This is a genomic window from Bradyrhizobium sp. 35 (assembly GCF_023073215.1).
Taxonomy (GTDB): domain Bacteria; phylum Pseudomonadota; class Alphaproteobacteria; order Rhizobiales; family Xanthobacteraceae; genus Bradyrhizobium; species Bradyrhizobium canariense_D.
On sequence record NZ_JADPJC010000010.1, the window covers coordinates 152,905 to 168,466 of the forward strand.

Below are 15,562 nucleotides of genomic sequence, written 5' to 3' on the forward strand. Positions count from 1 at the left end.
GCTATCGAGCTTTCAAGTCGTAGGGCGTTTGCTTGAAGATGATGCCGAGGTCCTTGAGGCGCGCGGCGCCGATCCGGCAAGCCTCGCCATAGACGACCTTCTGCCCGTTAAAGGCGGGCAACTGATGCAGAACCTTGGCGGTTAGAACGTTACCGCCGTCCGGTCGCTTATCCCCAAGAATGCCGTTGTACAGCAGGTAGTAGGCGGTGCCGTTGTGCTGGCCCAACAAGGGGGTGCGTGCCCTCTTATGCAAGGCCGTGTGCGTTTCCGAGAACCACACGTGCGCGGCCAAGTGTGCAAAGCGGATCTCCGAATTAATCCGGCCCTCGGTGTCGAAAATGGGAGCGCCAAGCTTGCAGAAACGAAACCCTCCGCCGCCCTTCCAGCCCACGGTTTCAGAAACTCCGCCCTGGTCGCCTTCGATGACCTTTCGCAGTCGGGGAGCACAGTGCGTGACGGCCTGTTCTCCCATCTCAATGCCAATATACTGGCGTCCCATTTTGTGCGCGACAGCGGCCGTCGTGCCAGAGCCGAGAAAAGAGTCGAGGACGAGATCGCCGGGTTTCGTCGCGATATGAATAACCCTATTCAAGAGCCGCTCAGGCTTCGGCGTCATGAAATTCTCTCCGCCGAACAACGCGACGACTTCCTTCTTTGCCTCTTGCGTGTTTCCGACCTCGGAGTTCATCCACATTGTCTGCGGGACGACACCTTGCTTGACCTCCGAAAGAAAGCGTTTGATCCGTGGCGTGTTATTGCCGTCCGTGCCCCACCAAATCCGATTATCGGCATCCATTTCGGCGAACTTCTCCTTTGAGACTCGCCAGTACATGCCATTGGGCGGTCCGGGGACGACCCGTCCACTAGGACAGGTTATCGGGTAGGTTCCGGCGCCATAGAAATTTCGTGCCGACACGTCGCCGGAAGTCCAAGGCCCACGCGGATCATTGTCGGGGTTCCGGTAGTTCGCGTTCATCTTCTCCGAACGGGGCATTTCGTTAGGACGCCAGTTCTCTCCGTTCTTGGCGTAGACAAGGATGTGATCGTGATCTTCCGAGAAATGCCTCGCCGTATTCTTGGGTGAGAAGATCTTCTGCCAGAGGACGTTCGCAACGAAATTCCTACGACCAAAAATCTCGTCTGTAATGACTTTGAGATAATGCCCCTCATTATCGTCGATCGACATCCAGATAGAGCCGTCTTCGGCGAGAAGGTCACGCAGCAGCTGCAGACGGGGAAACATCATAGCCAGCCATTGGCTGTGCTCTAGGTTATCGTCGTAATGCTCAAACGCACTGCGGGTGTTGTAGGGCGGGTCGATGAAGATGCATTTGATTCGTCCGGCATAATACGGGAGCAGCGCTTTCAGGGCCTCCAGGTTGTCGCCTTGGATCAGCATGTTGGGCGTTTCAGCGTCACCGAAGCTGTGGGTATCGTCAGCCTCCAAGAGACGGTAAGGGACGGCCCCTGCCGCCCTGACATCTTTGTCCCGGTCTAACCATTGCAAAACCGGCATAAATTATTGCCCCTCTCGGCCCAGAATCATCACGGGCGGAGGATGCCCCGTACCAGTCTTGACGGCAAACGGCCTGCTGCGTCATTAGGCAATATTTCAGCTGTTCCACGATTTTACCAGCAGTCACTCGATCGCGGTTCAAAACACTGCCTCACGCATTCCGAGAACGAACAAAGCGGAACGGTCACCGCCCGTTCGCGGTTTGAGTCGGCTTTGATCACCCTGCTCGGCCTTGGGGGTTAAGCGTTTGACGGTCGAACGGTCACGATCCGTTCGCAGCTGGATTTCAGCCAGCCAAATCAAGCTCCAGGGCTGCGCTAAGACTGCCACGTGGGTTCTCCCTCAACTTCGACAAACAACTCATTCTGGCGCGGTTCTATTGCGTCTCATGGCTACTCCCGTGTGGGGCTGCATCCACTCCGCTGCCTAGAGGACTGGGAATCTGGACCCGAAGCGCGTCAGCGCAAGGCATCCAACCGTATCCCGGAGGGTCCCTCGGTCGGAGCCTCCTTGCCCCGCCGCTCATCCTTCGTGTCTTCAGAAATCCCGTCCGGCAGCGAATGGCGCAGCCGGTTAAACCAAACGGGAGTACCAAAGATGAAACGCAACGAAAAGAAACCGGCGCCGCACGCGGTCTATGTGGTCGAAGGTGAAGGTGACAACGCCTTCTGGACCAAGATCGGCGCAGCCTGGGAGCACCAGGACGGCAAGGGCTTCAACATCCAGCTGAGCTGCCTGCCCCTGAATGGCCGTCTGGTCATTCGCGAGCCGAAGGCCGACGCGGAGGCGGGGCGATGAGCCCCGCCGCTACGCGGCGCTACGTCGTCGGCTTCGAGAGCTGGACGATGTATGAAACCATCGTCCTTGCCGGGAACGAGCATGAAGCCATTGTCAAGGGCAAGGCCCTCTATGACCTCAATGGCCTGGCAGACTTCTATGTCTCCGAGACCGGCGCGGAGCCCTGGCACGCCCAGTATCTGGACGATAAGGTGCAGCTATGAGCCTCTCTCTTCAAAACTCCGTAATTCACGGTGACTGCATCAACGTGATGCGCCGGATGAAGGCCTCCTCGGTGGACTTCATCCTCACCGACCCGCCCTACCTCTGCCGCTACCAGTCTCGCGATGGTCAGACCATCGCCAACGATGACCGCGACGACTGGCTCATGCCCGCCTTCGCTGAAATGCATCGCCTGCTGAAGCCCGGCTCTCTGTGCCTGAGCTTCTACGGCTGGAATGCCGCCGACAAGTTCATCGGCGCCTGGCGCGCTGCGGGATTCCGCATGGTGGGACACATCGTCTTCACCAAGCGCTATGCTTCCTCGGCACGCTTTGTACAGAGCAAGCATGAACAGGCCTATCTGCTTGCCAAGGGCGAGCCTGTGCGTCCGATGAAGCCGATTGAGGATGTCCGCGAATGGCACTATTCCGGTAATCGCCTCCACCCTACTCAGAAGCCAATCAAAGTATTGCAGCCACTTATCGAAGCGTTCTGTCCAGCGCAGGGGCTTGTACTCGACCCGTTCTGCGGGTCTGGCTCGACATTGGTTGCCGCGCAGATGTCGGGCCGTGCATTCGCCGGAATCGAGCTGGATGCGCAGCACTGCGGGACCGCACGCATGCGAATTGCCTGCAATGAACTTCGAGCAGCTTGATCTCCGCGAAAGGCGTTCCGGTTTGGAACCGGGGCGTCTTTCGCATTTGCCCGCCTAACAGAGAAGGGGGTCCGGGGGCTTTGCCCCCGGCGCAAAGATCGGACAATACACGTCCGCTGAATCGCATTCTCCTGGAGACTTACCCGGCTCTCACCGCCACCCCTTTCTCCAAAGCACCTGTTGCAAGATTGCAAAAACGCAGGAGGAGAAAGAGTGTGCAGGAAGTTGAATGGCGCACTTATACATCGCTGCGCGACATAGGTGCTTGGCCGACACAACGGCCAAGAGGATGTCGCTCCCGCGACAAGTCTTTGGAGGGATATGGCATCGTATCATCTGTCAGCACAGCCGGTTAAACGATCCGAGGGGCGTTCAGTGGTGGCGATGGCCGCCTATAGGGCGGGCGTGGTGTTGAAGGACGAACGCCGTGGTGTTGATTTGGATTATCGTCGTCGTCGGGGCGTGGTGCATGCTGAAATTATGGCACCAGACGGCGTCCCAGCATGGTTGCACGATCGGGAAGCACTCTGGAATGCCGTGGAGAAAATGGAGATCCGCAAAGACGCCCAGCTCGCCCGTGAAATAAATATGGCTCTTCCGCATGAGCTGACTGACGCAGAGCGCCTGGCTCTCGTGCGTTCCTTCATCCGAGAGCAATTCGTTTCTCTTGGGATGGTGGCGGACTTTGCTATCCATGCGCCAGTGCCGGAAAAGCGTGACGACCCTCGCAACCATCATGTCCATGTGCTGCTGACACTCCGGCAGGCAGGCGGTGGAGGCCTGCGGCGCGTGAAGACGCGCGAATGGAATAGTGACGCCATGCTGATCGGCTGGCGCAGGGCTTGGGCCGATGTTCAGAATAAAGCGCTCGGGCGCGGCGCCCACCCGGCGAGAGTTGATCACAGAAGCCTCGAAGCCCAACGCGCCGAGGCGGTGAGATTGGGTCGGCGGAGAGAGGCCGCGGTGCTCCTGCGCGAGCCGGAAGTCCACGTGGGACCCAAGGCGAAGAAGGCGGCGGTGGCGCGCCCCCCAACGAGCAAGGTGCGCAACGTGGGGCCGAGGCGGAGGACGAAGAAGGCGGGCAGGACGGTGCCGATGCGGCGCACGGTCCGCTATCCAGACTTCGACCGTGGCAGCCGTGTACGCTGGACAATGCAGCGGCTCAGTCGCAACGCGCGTTCGTATGAAAGAGCCATAGCAAGGGCGGAGCGTCAAATGACGCGCTTGCGGCAGCGTCGCGCTTACTATGTGAAGGCCGCTAACCATAAGGCACCTCGTGATGCCCGGAAGCGCACGGGTGGCGAAGCGGCTCGCAGGGCACATGCGCTCAAGCGGCTGGCGGAGATTGCCTATTGGATCAACGAACTTGACCTTCTCTTCTTCTCTCTGCTCGGCATTCGCGAAAGCCAATTGGTCCGGCGTACCGTTTGGTCCAACAGACTCACCGCGCGGCGGCTGCGAGGTCTCGCGCTCGGGCGGCCCTGGATGCCCGGTTAACTGGGCCAGGTGTCATACCAGCCGAGCCAGCGTAAGTTGCACCAGGATCGATAATTGACCTTCGATGCCAGTACAGGAAAGCGAAGAATGTCGCTCCGGTAGAGGACAATTACTCGGGTGCCTGGTAGTCTCATGATTTCCGAGGGATCGAGCAACCACCGGGCCGCCTCCGATTGTCCGAGGGAGTGATGCTGCCGCAACAGGTCATGACTAGAGTGCGAGACGCCTTCGCTACGTGAAACCGAAGTGGTATGCCCGATGATCTCCGAGACAAACCGGGCAGCATCAAGGTCTGCCACGTTGAAGAACACCTTGCAGGTCGCATTTGCAAGGAAGGAGCCAGCGCGCCGGTAGATGGAACGAAGTTGGCTCATGTCCTGGAAGACAAGCAGTGGCGTGCAGTAGGCACGCAGGTATCCAATCCCACGTTCCAGCGGCTCCAGGTTGCCGAGCGCGGCGGCCTCGTCGAGCAACAGCAAGACCTTTGCCTTTGGCCGTGGCAGATTCTTCGCGCGTGTCAGTGCATTGATTACGCTACCGACCATCACGCGCAGGAAGCCTGCATAAATGTCGAGCTTCTCCTCGTCCACCACGAGGTAGATCGTTTTGACCTGCCGGACGAGATTTGCCAGATCGAAATCTGAGTATCTGCTGATCTCACCTGCGGGGCCCCCTGCGGTCCAGACCCTGGTTGCCTTCTCGGCATTGGAGAGGACACTGCGAAACTCTTCGCTACCATCCATCGAAAGGAAGCTCGCAGCAATTTCCGCCGCAGCGCGGGGTCCTGAGGTGGCGATGGTCTTGAGCAGTTCCTGCAAAGACTCTGGCGGTAGCGTAGAGAGAGAACGAACCTGTGCGAGATTCCGGCATTCCGGCTCCAGCCTCATAACGTGGACAATAAGGCAGGCAAGCAAGCCTTCGGCCTTGGCGTCCCAGTGACCCGACTTGTCATCGGGAACAATCATGAGTCGGGCGAGCGCCTCGGCGTCGTCTCGCTCATGAAAGGTGCCGACGCGAATTTGGTCCAGAGGGTTGAAGTGGTCCGACGTTTCCGGGTTTGAAGAATTCAGGAGACGCACCACGCCCATTTGTTCGCGGCGTCGCCGGGTGATGGCGCTGTTCTCGCCCTTGATGTCGGTGCATACGACCGAGCCCCGATACTCAAGCAGGTTCGGGATGACGATGCCTACGCCCTTGCCAGCCCCCATTGGCGCGAACACGGTAATCATACCGTCCTTGTTGAAGCGCAAAAAAGAACGGCCCTTGCGGCCGACGATTGGTCCGTTGCCTCTTCGCACTCCCGACCAGAGCAACTCCCATCGGGTAGCAAATCTCGCGGTGCCGAGGGCACCCCCTAATTTCCAGCCCTGCCAACGAAGCAGAGCGTAGATGAGCCTGCAAATGCGCAAAGCCGTCCGCACGAGCAGGAGGAGAAAAAGCCAGATCACCCGCAAGCAAAACAGCACCATGGCCAACGTTGGCAGAAACTCGCAAGACTTGACCAGTATCGTCAGGCGCGAAAGTCGCTGCAATCGGCCTCTGGCTTCGCTATCTGGAGCGGAGATGACCATAAACGCACTATGTCGGACGTCCGACCCGCGAGGTGTCGCCGCTCCGCGCGACCGTCAAGGGTGATACGAGCGGCCAAGCCGCCCTTGACAGCCCCGCCGCGCGACGCCCAGGGCTCACCATCGCCAAGCCGCAGAGCGGGCTCGGCACGGCCCCTATCGAGTAGAAGAGTGCCAGATCGGATTGCCAGCTTGCATAGAGTCGATGTAGTTCCTTGCTCCTTGATGCCCGAGCTTGGCGGCCATTTGGTAGAGCATGATCTCTTCGTTGGCAGTACGTGGGGACACTGCTCCTGTCTTGATGGCGTCGGCCAGAGATACCATCGCGTCAGGGTCTTGAAGCTGAACGCCACGGCGCAACAGCACTTCAGCCTCCTGCATGCGGTTCTCGCGCATCAAGTACTGCGCTGCGTTATCGAACGCGGACGGATAGCCCGCATTCATCAACGCATCAAAAATGGCGCGCGCACGCAGGTCATTGGCGGCGTAGAGCGCCCGCGCCTTTTGGTACAAGAACCTCAGCTCGCCGGGCGAGGTGACTAGCGCCATGTCACAGGCTTGAATCGCTGCGGCGGTATTGCGCTTGAGGTCTGGAAATTTCGCTCCTGCGCCGACCCGGCGTGGATCGTTGGGATTGCCCGCCAGCATGTCGCAATCCGTCGGAGGCAGTGGGATCGGCGGAATACCGGCCCGTGCCCAGAGTCTTTGGGCGTCCAGTGGCGCCTGGCTCGGCCATGGTGGAATCTGCGGGTCGTGCGGCGTAGAAAGGGTTCTCACTTCCGCATCCAATGGCTGAACAGCGGGGATGCTTGAAGGGTCTGAGGCCGCCGGTGGCTCGGTGGTGGTGATTGGCGCCGTCGGAGAAACGACGCGAGTGGCTGCGCGGGCTCTCTCGGCTTCGAGCTCGCGTTGCACGCTCGTCAACCGTTCACGTGTGACTGTGTGGTCCTTGCGTTCAAGGTCCAGGATTTTCCGGGCGCTCTCCGCTTCGGCGCGGAATTTCTCGTGCCCTTGCTCCGAGACGCGGAGGCTCTCTATCCATGATGCCTTCTCGCGGGTGAGGCTTTGCGTTGCTTGCTCGGCTGACTTCAGCGCCGCTGCAAGAGACTCCTTCTCGGCGCGCACTGCCCGGAGTTCGTTTCCCTGTCCGCCAAGCCAGGCTACGAGCCCGGCAAGGGTGAGAATAGCAGCAACGCCCACACCGACTATTTGCCAGGAGTTGAGCACTCTCTGGTAGGGAGTATGCGCTGTGGTAGTGAGTAGTGCGGGCGTAGCGCCTCGCACCTCGTCCCAATTTACCGGTTCATCCGCTGGCGAGATGGTGCGAGCGGTAGTCGCGTCGGCGGGAGATTGGGCCGGGCCGGGCACCGCTGCCGATTGCCCAGGTCCGTTCACGCCATCAATCCGGTTCTTACCAACCGGGTCGGCGAAGGCAGGCTTCTTGTCGAGCCGGGCTGGCAATTGGCCGCGCGAGAACACGACAACCTGGTTTGCAAACTCCGGCCCTGTGAGCTGGTGGGGCTCGACGAGAGGCTTGCGGGTCCCGTCCAGCAGTCCATGCCTTGTGCCGAGGTTCTCGGAAAGCCAACGGGCTGCATCCTCATCCGGATTCATGAAGCAGCGGATGGCGCAATTGCTCATCATGCCTTGCGCGTTGGGATACGCGGTCTGCAACTGGCCCAGATTCTGGCAGAACAACCAGAGGCGGACACCGTAGCCACGCCCCATATCGAGCGACTGCTCGATAACGTCGAGCCGCCCCAGGCGCGGTAACTCATCGAGGAAGAAGGTCACAACCGTAGCATCGGACTCCGGCTGGACCCGATAGAGCTTGAGTAGCAGCTGACCAACAAGGACCCGAAGCACGCTCGCATAACGTTCGACGTCTTCGAGCGTGACCTTGAGGTAAACGGTGGCGTTCTCCTCACGGATGGATGCCGGATTAAACGTTGTGTCAGCTGTAACTTTCAAGACACTGGGGGACTGCCAGACTTCGACATGTCGCCGGGCAGTATCCAGCAGGCTTTCGCGCTGCTTGAGTGGCATACCTCTCAGTGCGGATGCCTGAAGCCTGAGCTGCGTGCTTTTGCGCCTCTCAAGGCGTTTGCACCATGCAATTACCTCTTCATCCTCCGAGGTGTAGAGCAACTCCAGCACCGAGGCCATGGTTCGCTTGGTGCCCTTCTGTGCCAGGGCAACATCGAGTAATGCGGTGGTTAGCAGGTCGCGCGCGCGGCCTTCGAAATAGGCATCGTCGCGGGATTTTGCGGTCGGCTTAAAGATGAGATCCGCAAGGGTACGCGCATCCTCCCATGCTTGCTCCGGATCGGTGCCGATATCGTCGAGGGGGTTATAGTGGAAAGACGCTTCCGGGTCGCGCGGCGAGAAAACATATGTCTTGCCGACCTCACGTTCGCGCCATTGGCGCGACGCGGCGGACATCTCGCCCTTAATATCGAGAACCACGGCGGGGGCTTTCATGTAGAGCAGGTTACGCAGGACATGCGCCTGGCTTTTGCCGGTGCCGGAGGGCGCGATGGTGACTAGGCTTTCGCGCAGGTCATAGAGCAAGTCGCTACCGCCCGGGAAACCGCCGATGCGCAGCGCCGAAGCCGACAAGTCGCCGCGAGCCAGGGCTTGCTGTCCTTCGGCTTCCGACATCCAGCGATTTCCACTGAAGAGGTAGCGCTCGATGATTTCGCGTTGGCTCTGCGGCAAGCCGCGTGTTTCATCCAGAGCGGCGCGAACGGCCTGGTTCAGATACTCACGGGCGCCAGCCGACGTCCCGAGGGACGCGGCGAGAAGCTGCTTGAGGACCTCAAGCATTGCTGTGCGCTGGCGAAACTCGGTCCCCTGGTCGAAGTCGTACGCGCATTCACCACCGTTCCATACGATGGGTACTGCGATACGATAGTGGTCATCTGGTTGAAGATGGCCAACCGCCACAAGCACGTCCGCCATTCGGAGCGTGGCGCGCTCGGCCTCGGTCATGGACACGAGGCTCCGCCGGATTACGAACCTCTCCATGCCGGCGGCCAGCTTTCGAGCACCACTCTTATCGCGAGCGGTGTTTTCCAGGCTTGCCAAGGCGCCAAACACCATGGCACCCCGAGCGTCACCCTGGGTCGCAAGCTTGGTGTTTAAGGCACGCTTGTTCTTGGTCCAGTCGCTTTGGCTGTCCTGCTCCATTCGAAGGGTGGCCTCCTGAATGGAGGCCTGTCCAATGAGGTGCTGGAATTGGCCTACCCTGAACTCCAGTTCGCTCAGCTGGTTGTTGTGGAATGCCTCGGTGGCGGCGAGCTTCTCTTGCTGGCGCCGTAACTCGGCCCTGGCCTCGTCGGCTTGCTTCTCTTGCTCGCGCCTTTGCTCGTCGGCTATGGCCTGGGACTTGGCCCGTTCCAGCATCTCGACAAGTGCAGGGAGACCCGGATCGGACACCAGCGCGCGGACAGCCGCACGGGTCTTTCGTTTGACCGCCTTTGGATAATTGCGATTGGCGATACCGGCTGGCCCGTACCGGACGCTGCCTACGAAGCGCTGGTAGAGGTCATATTCCTGGTCGGTAATCGGCGGCTCGGCATCTGTGATGCCGACGAGCCGGTGCAGGAACGAAGCCGGGCGGTCCGGCGACTTGTGCATACCCATGTTGCCCCACGAGAGTGCCATAGACGGCGCTGCCATCGGTTGTGCCCCGAAATTGAACACCCGAGCAAGCCCACGGCCAGAAATCCGCGAGACACGACCTTTCGTATCCTGAACACGGGTGCCATGCGGGGAAGGGGATGGGCCGGTGCATTGTTCTTCTTGCGAGGGTCCGGGAGGGTGGCTACCGTGAGGTTCGGCGGGAGTGCGCACTTATGGGTTTGCAGGGCAAACCCGGCGCACCGCGAGGGGCCGCAAGTGGCGATTTACAGCCTGCACCATAGCCCTGTAGGGAAATCCACCCAGGCCGAACCCTATACGGCTGCCGCACACATTAACTACATCACCCGTCGCCGAGCGATGAGCCTGATGCAGAAGGCGCGCCTGCCCGGCCAGACCCCCCGCGAAGTCGCCGAGTACCTCAGGGCCTGCGAGGACCAGGACCGCAAGAACGCCCGCGTCATCGACAAGGTGATGCTCGCCCTTCCAAAGGAGCTGAGCCAAACCGAGCGAATAAAACTGGTCAGGGACTTCGCCGAGTACGTCACCCAGGGCCGGGCCCCCTGGCTTGCGGCGTTCCACGATAAAGGAAAAGACGCCCGAAACCCCCATGCGCACCTTGTCCTTCGGGACAGGGACCCCAGGACCGGCAAGCGGGTCATTGGCACCAGCGAGAAAGGCAGCACTGAGCAGCTGCGGGAGAGCTGGGAGAAGTTCGCTAACCAGGCGCTGGAGCGCGCCGGACGGTCCGAGCGGATTGATCGGCGGACGCTCGCCGAGCAAGGGGTCGAGCGCGAGCCGACCATTCATGAGGGCCCCCGCTCGCAAGCGATGGATAAACGGGGCGCCAAGCCGAAGTCTCGTCAGAGGCGCGTGCGTAATGCGCCAGGTGCGAAACGTCCTGAACGCAGTGTGGACTACCGGCGCATCGATAAGGGCAAGAGCCGTCCTGAGCTTAATCGACAGCGGCGTGACGCAGCACAGGAGAATGAACGCGATTACTGGGCAGCGATCGACCGCGATAACCAGGGGCGAGAGCTTCAGGATCTCGCTGCCATCCACAATCCTCATAGAGAGCCAACCGAGATCCGCCCTGATCAGCCCCAGTTCGGCAGACAACCGAAGCGAGGTCCCGCCGCGAGCCGTCGGGACTTATCAGCCAAGCCAGCGGACAAGCTCGCAAAGCAAAAGCCACGCTCCAAGAACCTGGGCCTAGATCGTTCCAACGGGATATCCCAACTGCAGCCAGCTGCATCCCGTCCTCCTCGGCAAAATCACGTTGGCCGCCCGAATGGTGTTCGCGCGGCTAACCCGCAGGGTGTGTTAGCCAAACCAACAGACAAGTTCGCAAACCAAAATCCACGCTCGGAGAATCCGGGCCTTGATCGTCCCGACCTGACCTCCCCGCGACAGCCGACTACAAGCCGCCCTCCTCTGCAAACTCTCGTTGACCGACCGAAGGGTGGTCGTGCGGCTAACCCGCAGGATCTGACGGTCAAACCAGCCGACAAGCTCGCTAAGCAGCCTCGCTTCCAGGACTTGGGCCTCGATCGTTTTAGAGAACCCGCCGCAAAAGGTGGCCAACGAAATCCTGTGGCCGCGTCCAAGCCCAAATTGAATGCACGAGACCAGCGCGCGCTGGACCGCATGAAAAAAGAACGTGCATCCGATCGATCACGCGACCGATAAGGCACTGGACGCGCTTAAGACGGTTTTGGTTTCAAGCGGCGGATCGTTGATGCACTCACATGAAAAGATTCCGCTATCGACGTTGCAAGCTCCCCTGCAAGCCGACGACGGAGCGCCTGGTCTTGATCCTCAGGTGAAAGCTTGGGCCTGCGGCCGAATCTTACGCCAGCAGCTCGGGCACGGAGCCGTCCCGCCGTTGTACGACGAATAATATCTTGTCGAGTCTTGCGAGCGATGTAGCCGACGAGTGCCGCTAGTACTTCACCCAGCTCGGTCGTGGTGTCTGCCCAGGGCTCGGCAAGCGACCGGTATGTCGCCCCTCTGGAAGTAATCCATTCCAGAATCTTCAGAGTCTTATAGGGGCCTTCGCGTGTTAGTCGATCGAGCGCGGCAAAGATGACAACATCACCGGCTTTGACGTCCCTCAGCAATTTCTTGAGTACGGGCCGCTTGTCGCTCACGCCACTTTGCTTCTCCGCATAAATCTTCGCGCATCCCTCTGCTCGCAATTGAAGTTCTTGAATGTCCAGCACTTGGCCGTTCGTGCTTACCCTTGCATATCCAAGCATCGCCATTACAGGGGGCCTCCGTAGAAGGGTGAGCTCCCCGCAGATGTCCTGACTTTTGCAAGCTCAAAGAGGCTATAAGGCCTTGTTTTTGTTTCCTCGCGGATTCCTGAGTCTTTGCTTGGTGTTAGCCAGACCAATAAGAAAACTTCCATTTCAATGACCGCCTCATTCTACGCTTCAGAGTGAGAAACCGTAAATCAGAATTTTTGCGCATCAATTGTCTTCAAAGACAGCCTTCTCCATTGGGAGATGGTCGTTCACAGGAGACCTCAATGATCATGGCGGTAGGGTTTGGCGCCGTTGTCGGCTTCGGCATCATGGCGGTGGCTTTTGTGTTCATGGCGATACTGGCGGTGCTTTTCGATTGAAAGGACGATGCATGAAGTGGCTTTTGGCGATCGCCTTCTTGCTGGCGGCAGCAGACGCGCACGCGGCTGGCTCTATCTTGAAGATTGGTACGGCGGCAGGCCTGTCTGGCTGCAAGGTATTCATCATGCCGAATGGCCGCCAATGGCGCGCTCAAGGTCATGACATAGCGGCGGGAGGGAAGTGCCCCGCCGACTTCATGTCCGGCCGTCTGATTGCTCGCAATCAGGTGAAGCTTGGCAATGGAGCGACTTGTACTTTTGGAGAAACTGGCAGCGGAACGTGCCGGTAGTCTGAACCTGGAAGGAGCACGCTTATGAAGACTTGTACTTTTGCCGTGGTGAGCGCCATGCTGATGATGACCAACTTTGCCGGTGCGGAGCCCGCAAACAACACCCCGCATGCTTTGGCCTGCATGAAGAAGTATGGCTTCACCTATGCTGAGTGGCGCGCCTACGCCGTTCCGGCCGAGAAGGCGAACCCTTACCGTGCCTGCCGCGACGGCTTGAAACAGAAGCGCTAAGGCCCACGCGTACACTAAGCCACCCACGGCTCGGCATCCGCTTCGTCTATCAATTACCCCGATCACCAGGATACGCACATGCGCTCACTCGTACTTGCGTCCGCATTTCTCGTTGCCTTACTGAACCCGGCAACAGCACAGGAGAAGAAACAGAAGATCCCTCCCAAAGCTGCCGCTTGCACGTTTGATGCTTGCCTCAAGCTTCAGAACAGCCGAGGATGGCCCACAGGCGAAGCGGGGCCATGGTGTTCGCGGCATCTCCCGCGCGGTGACGCTTGCAAATGACCAAGGCGACGGCATGAACGGCATCAAGACGATTGCCAGGCTGATGTTCCCATCAGAGAAGACGCTCTTCCGCCTTTACCGGAAGTACATTCCAAGCCCGGAGCCAAGATGGCTGGCTCCCGCTCTGTACGGAGCAAATTTCGCATTGCTCCTTATAGTCTGGGTGTTGATCCTTACCGGCGACTAGGTAACAATTCGGCAGCATTTGCCGCAGCTCCTAAGGGCTGCGGCAAAGACGGCAACATTTCTGGGCTCACTTCTTGGACGACGCCCTCTGCGGTTGCTCCACCCCAGGAGCGCGAAGCACAATCTTGCCGCTGACCGATAGTCCTCCAGCAATTGATACGTTCAGGCCTTTTCCATCTTCGTGCGTCCAGGCAGCGCCCACCTTTGTCCAGTGCGCGTTATTGCCGGATTCATCTACGACGAAAGCCTCGTAGGCCGGTTTGGTTTTTACGTTTTCACTCATGATCCACTCTTTCAAAAGTTGATAGATGCGCAGCTACCTGCATCTTGATTCTGAGCGGGGGCGCCAGAATCCAAAAGAACTCCAAGGCACCGCGCGGTGAAGGGTGCGGTTTTCTGAAGAACTAATAGGTTATTGTCCTTTGTCAGCCATTATACGAGATGCCCCGCAGTGAGGGGGGACAAGGCTCAAAGCGCGCCGGTCGACCGGAATTCATTGCCGCCCTCGTCCCGCTGGGCTCACACTGCCAACGCTCGCAAGGGCAAGCACCTCCGTGCTAAACCAAGAAGAAGAAGGAGGTCGCCATGCGTACAGCGAGCGCCTTCCTGAGGCTTGCATGGAAGGGGCTTGAACTCGCGTTCAGCTTCACCATCAGGCTCTAGGAAAAAGGAAAGGCCCCATTGCAGTGGGGCCTTCCTGGCTAAACCAAGCTCGTGCGCTGCGAGCATCCTTCTTATGCCATAAATCCGAAGCTGCTTCAATGTCGATGCTTCCTCGACGTCGAAAGCAAGTCTCTGTGGCTGCTACACAGCCAGCAGCTCATCCCAATTGGTCGTATAGCGCGCGCTGATATGGTCATTGCGCAGCTTCCATCCACGTCTAACGCCGGAAGTCGCAAAGCATACGGTATCCCTCCCGAAACGCGCGTTAAGCGCGTCCAGGGCCGCCATGCGCGCCTTTGAGCGGCTGTCATCCGGCGTGTGAAAGAGATCGGTCTGAACTTGGCAGGCTTGACCGAGGTCCAGCAGCATGACCCCAGCCTTCTTATAGCGAAAACCGTCTTTCCAGATTTTGGAGAGCCCCCACCTCGCCGCACGAATGAGTTTGCCGGTGTCGGCTGTTGCCACCGGAAGCTGGACCAACTGCTGTGCGGTGTACTGGGGGTCGGTGGGCTTGAACCTGTTGGTGAGCACGAACACCACGAGACTGCTTGTGGCTAACCGTTGTCTGCGCATCTTCTCGGCCGCCCGCGCGGCGTAGGTCGCGACCGCCTGCTCCATTTCATGCCGCTGTTGGACAGCTCGGCCGAATGAACGCGAGCAGACAATGCTTTTGCGATCGGGCGTGACCTGCTCCAGCCGCAGGCACGGGATGCCTTGAAGCTCCAGCACGATGCGCTCACATACCACACCGAGGCGCTCGCGGATCAATCGCGCGTCAGCATTGCGCAGCTCAATAGGTGTGGTGATGCCAAGTTCGTTCAGGCGTTTGGCCAGGCGAGCGGCCACGCCCCACAGGTCGGTCAGCTCTAGGGAGGCGAGCGCGGAGGTCTGGGCTTCCGACGACATCAGAGAGAATACGCCTCCGCTCGTTGGCGACTTCTTGGCGACCCTGTTGGCGACCTTCGCTAAAAGCTTCGTTGGTGCGATGCCCACCGAGACCGGAATGCCCGTCCATTGCAGCACGGTGCGCCTCAGCTCCTGGCCGTGAGATTGGAGGTCACGCTCAAATCCCGACAGATCAAGAAAGGCTTCATCGATCGAGTAGATCTCCATGCGCGACGAGAACTCACTAAGCGTTCGCATAACCCTCGCGCTCATGTCGCCATAGAGGGTGTAGTTGCTGGAGCGGACGATCACCCCGGCTTTCTCGAACTTTGCTTTGCTGAGGTGCCAGGGGTCGCCCATCCCGATGCCGAGCGCTTTCGCCTCATTACTGCGTGCGATAACGCAGCCGTCGTTGTTAGAGAGGACAACCACGGGCTTGCCGCGCAGGCTTGGCTGAAAGACACGTTCGCAGGAAGCGTAGAAGTTATTGCAGTCCACGAGGGCGATAGGCGCTGCCAC

Annotated in this window: 14 protein-coding genes; 8 read left to right on the forward strand and 6 right to left on the reverse strand. The window is 59.4% G+C overall.

The window, feature by feature from the left end; genetic code table 11:
- Window position 1: 1 nt before the first annotated feature.
- Window positions 2–1,516: a site-specific DNA-methyltransferase gene (locus IVB36_RS01410; protein ID WP_247390296.1), complete on the reverse strand. Its 1,515-nt coding sequence runs from the start codon at window positions 1,514–1,516 to the stop codon at window positions 2–4.
- Between the two features lie 597 nt (window positions 1,517–2,113).
- Between IVB36_RS01410 and IVB36_RS01415 the strand changes: the two genes are divergently transcribed.
- The 4 genes from IVB36_RS01415 (at window position 2,114) to mobQ (ending at window position 4,667) form a co-directional block, all read left to right on the forward strand.
- The gene (locus IVB36_RS01415) at window positions 2,114–2,314 is read left to right on the forward strand and encodes a hypothetical protein (protein ID WP_247390297.1); all 201 of its coding nucleotides are present in this window, start codon (window positions 2,114–2,116) and stop codon (window positions 2,312–2,314) included.
- Window positions 2,311–2,517: a hypothetical protein gene (locus IVB36_RS01420; RefSeq protein WP_247390298.1), complete on the forward strand. Its 207-nt coding sequence runs from the start codon at window positions 2,311–2,313 to the stop codon at window positions 2,515–2,517. Before IVB36_RS01415 ends, IVB36_RS01420 begins: the two co-directional genes overlap by 4 nt.
- The gene (locus IVB36_RS01425; RefSeq protein ID WP_247390300.1) at window positions 2,514–3,170 is read left to right on the forward strand and encodes a DNA methyltransferase; all 657 of its coding nucleotides are present in this window, start codon (window positions 2,514–2,516) and stop codon (window positions 3,168–3,170) included. Before IVB36_RS01420 ends, IVB36_RS01425 begins: the two co-directional genes overlap by 4 nt.
- A 321-nt stretch (window positions 3,171–3,491) precedes the next feature.
- Entirely contained in the window at window positions 3,492–4,667 is a 1,176-nt protein-coding gene (gene mobQ, locus IVB36_RS01430) for a MobQ family relaxase (protein ID WP_256467207.1), read from the forward strand.
- Here mobQ and IVB36_RS01435 read toward each other — a convergent pair.
- Window positions 4,664–6,136: a type IV secretory system conjugative DNA transfer family protein gene (locus IVB36_RS01435; RefSeq protein WP_247390345.1), complete on the reverse strand. Its 1,473-nt coding sequence runs from the start codon at window positions 6,134–6,136 to the stop codon at window positions 4,664–4,666. The genes mobQ and IVB36_RS01435 overlap by 4 nt on opposite strands.
- Before the next feature lie 255 nt (window positions 6,137–6,391).
- Complete coding sequence (locus IVB36_RS01440) at window positions 6,392–9,880, reverse strand: type IV secretory system conjugative DNA transfer family protein (protein WP_247390302.1); 3,489 nt, start codon at window positions 9,878–9,880, stop codon at window positions 6,392–6,394.
- A 255-nt stretch (window positions 9,881–10,135) separates the two neighbouring features.
- On the opposite strand from IVB36_RS01440, the gene IVB36_RS01445 reads away from it, so the two are divergent.
- Entirely contained in the window at window positions 10,136–11,566 is a 1,431-nt protein-coding gene (locus IVB36_RS01445) for a MobA/MobL family protein (RefSeq protein ID WP_247390305.1), read from the forward strand.
- 14 nt (window positions 11,567–11,580) lie between these two features.
- Here the strand turns inward: IVB36_RS01445 and IVB36_RS01450 are convergent, their stop codons facing one another.
- The gene (locus tag IVB36_RS01450) at window positions 11,581–12,141 is read right to left on the reverse strand and encodes a recombinase family protein (RefSeq protein WP_247390307.1); all 561 of its coding nucleotides are present in this window, start codon (window positions 12,139–12,141) and stop codon (window positions 11,581–11,583) included.
- Between the two features lie 373 nt (window positions 12,142–12,514).
- Here IVB36_RS01450 and IVB36_RS01455 point away from each other — a divergent pair, with 373 nt between their 5' ends.
- From IVB36_RS01455 to IVB36_RS01465, 3 genes are all read left to right on the forward strand, one after another.
- Window positions 12,515–12,793, forward strand: coding sequence for a hypothetical protein (locus IVB36_RS01455; RefSeq protein WP_247390309.1), 279 nt, complete (start codon window positions 12,515–12,517; stop codon window positions 12,791–12,793).
- A 24-nt stretch (window positions 12,794–12,817) separates the two neighbouring features.
- Window positions 12,818–13,024, forward strand: coding sequence for a hypothetical protein (locus IVB36_RS01460; protein ID WP_247390311.1), 207 nt, complete (start codon window positions 12,818–12,820; stop codon window positions 13,022–13,024).
- 298 nt (window positions 13,025–13,322) lie between these two features.
- Window positions 13,323–13,496, forward strand: a complete 174-nt coding sequence (locus IVB36_RS01465) for a hypothetical protein (RefSeq protein ID WP_247390313.1) — start codon at window positions 13,323–13,325, stop codon at window positions 13,494–13,496.
- Between the two features lie 66 nt (window positions 13,497–13,562).
- Here the strand turns inward: IVB36_RS01465 and IVB36_RS01470 are convergent, their stop codons facing one another.
- On the reverse strand, window positions 13,563–13,778 hold the full coding sequence (locus tag IVB36_RS01470) for a hypothetical protein (protein WP_247390315.1): 216 nt from the start codon (window positions 13,776–13,778) through the stop codon (window positions 13,563–13,565).
- Window positions 13,779–14,299: 521 nt separating this feature from the next.
- Window positions 14,300–15,562 (reverse strand): Y-family DNA polymerase, encoded by a 1,263-nt coding sequence (locus tag IVB36_RS01475; RefSeq protein WP_247390317.1) that lies wholly within the window; start codon window positions 15,560–15,562, stop codon window positions 14,300–14,302.

What these genes read in the sequence shown, in the direction of transcription:
- IVB36_RS01410 (WP_247390296.1), bottom strand. Translation starts at nt 1,516, where the DNA reads ATGCCGGTTTTGCAATGGTTAGACCGGGACAAAGATGTCAGGGCGGCA.
- IVB36_RS01415 (WP_247390297.1), top strand. Translation starts at nt 2,114, where the DNA reads ATGAAACGCAACGAAAAGAAACCGGCGCCGCACGCGGTCTATGTGGTC.
- IVB36_RS01420 (WP_247390298.1), top strand. Translation starts at nt 2,311, where the DNA reads ATGAGCCCCGCCGCTACGCGGCGCTACGTCGTCGGCTTCGAGAGCTGG.
- IVB36_RS01425 (WP_247390300.1), top strand. Translation starts at nt 2,514, where the DNA reads ATGAGCCTCTCTCTTCAAAACTCCGTAATTCACGGTGACTGCATCAAC.
- mobQ (WP_256467207.1), top strand. Translation starts at nt 3,492, where the DNA reads ATGGCATCGTATCATCTGTCAGCACAGCCGGTTAAACGATCCGAGGGG.
- IVB36_RS01435 (WP_247390345.1), bottom strand. Translation starts at nt 6,136, where the DNA reads ATGGTGCTGTTTTGCTTGCGGGTGATCTGGCTTTTTCTCCTCCTGCTC.
- IVB36_RS01440 (WP_247390302.1), bottom strand. Translation starts at nt 9,880, where the DNA reads ATGGGTATGCACAAGTCGCCGGACCGCCCGGCTTCGTTCCTGCACCGG.
- IVB36_RS01450 (WP_247390307.1), bottom strand. Translation starts at nt 12,141, where the DNA reads ATGGCGATGCTTGGATATGCAAGGGTAAGCACGAACGGCCAAGTGCTG.
- IVB36_RS01455 (WP_247390309.1), top strand. Translation starts at nt 12,515, where the DNA reads ATGAAGTGGCTTTTGGCGATCGCCTTCTTGCTGGCGGCAGCAGACGCG.
- IVB36_RS01460 (WP_247390311.1), top strand. Translation starts at nt 12,818, where the DNA reads ATGAAGACTTGTACTTTTGCCGTGGTGAGCGCCATGCTGATGATGACC.
- IVB36_RS01465 (WP_247390313.1), top strand. Translation starts at nt 13,323, where the DNA reads ATGAACGGCATCAAGACGATTGCCAGGCTGATGTTCCCATCAGAGAAG.
- IVB36_RS01470 (WP_247390315.1), bottom strand. Translation starts at nt 13,778, where the DNA reads ATGAGTGAAAACGTAAAAACCAAACCGGCCTACGAGGCTTTCGTCGTA.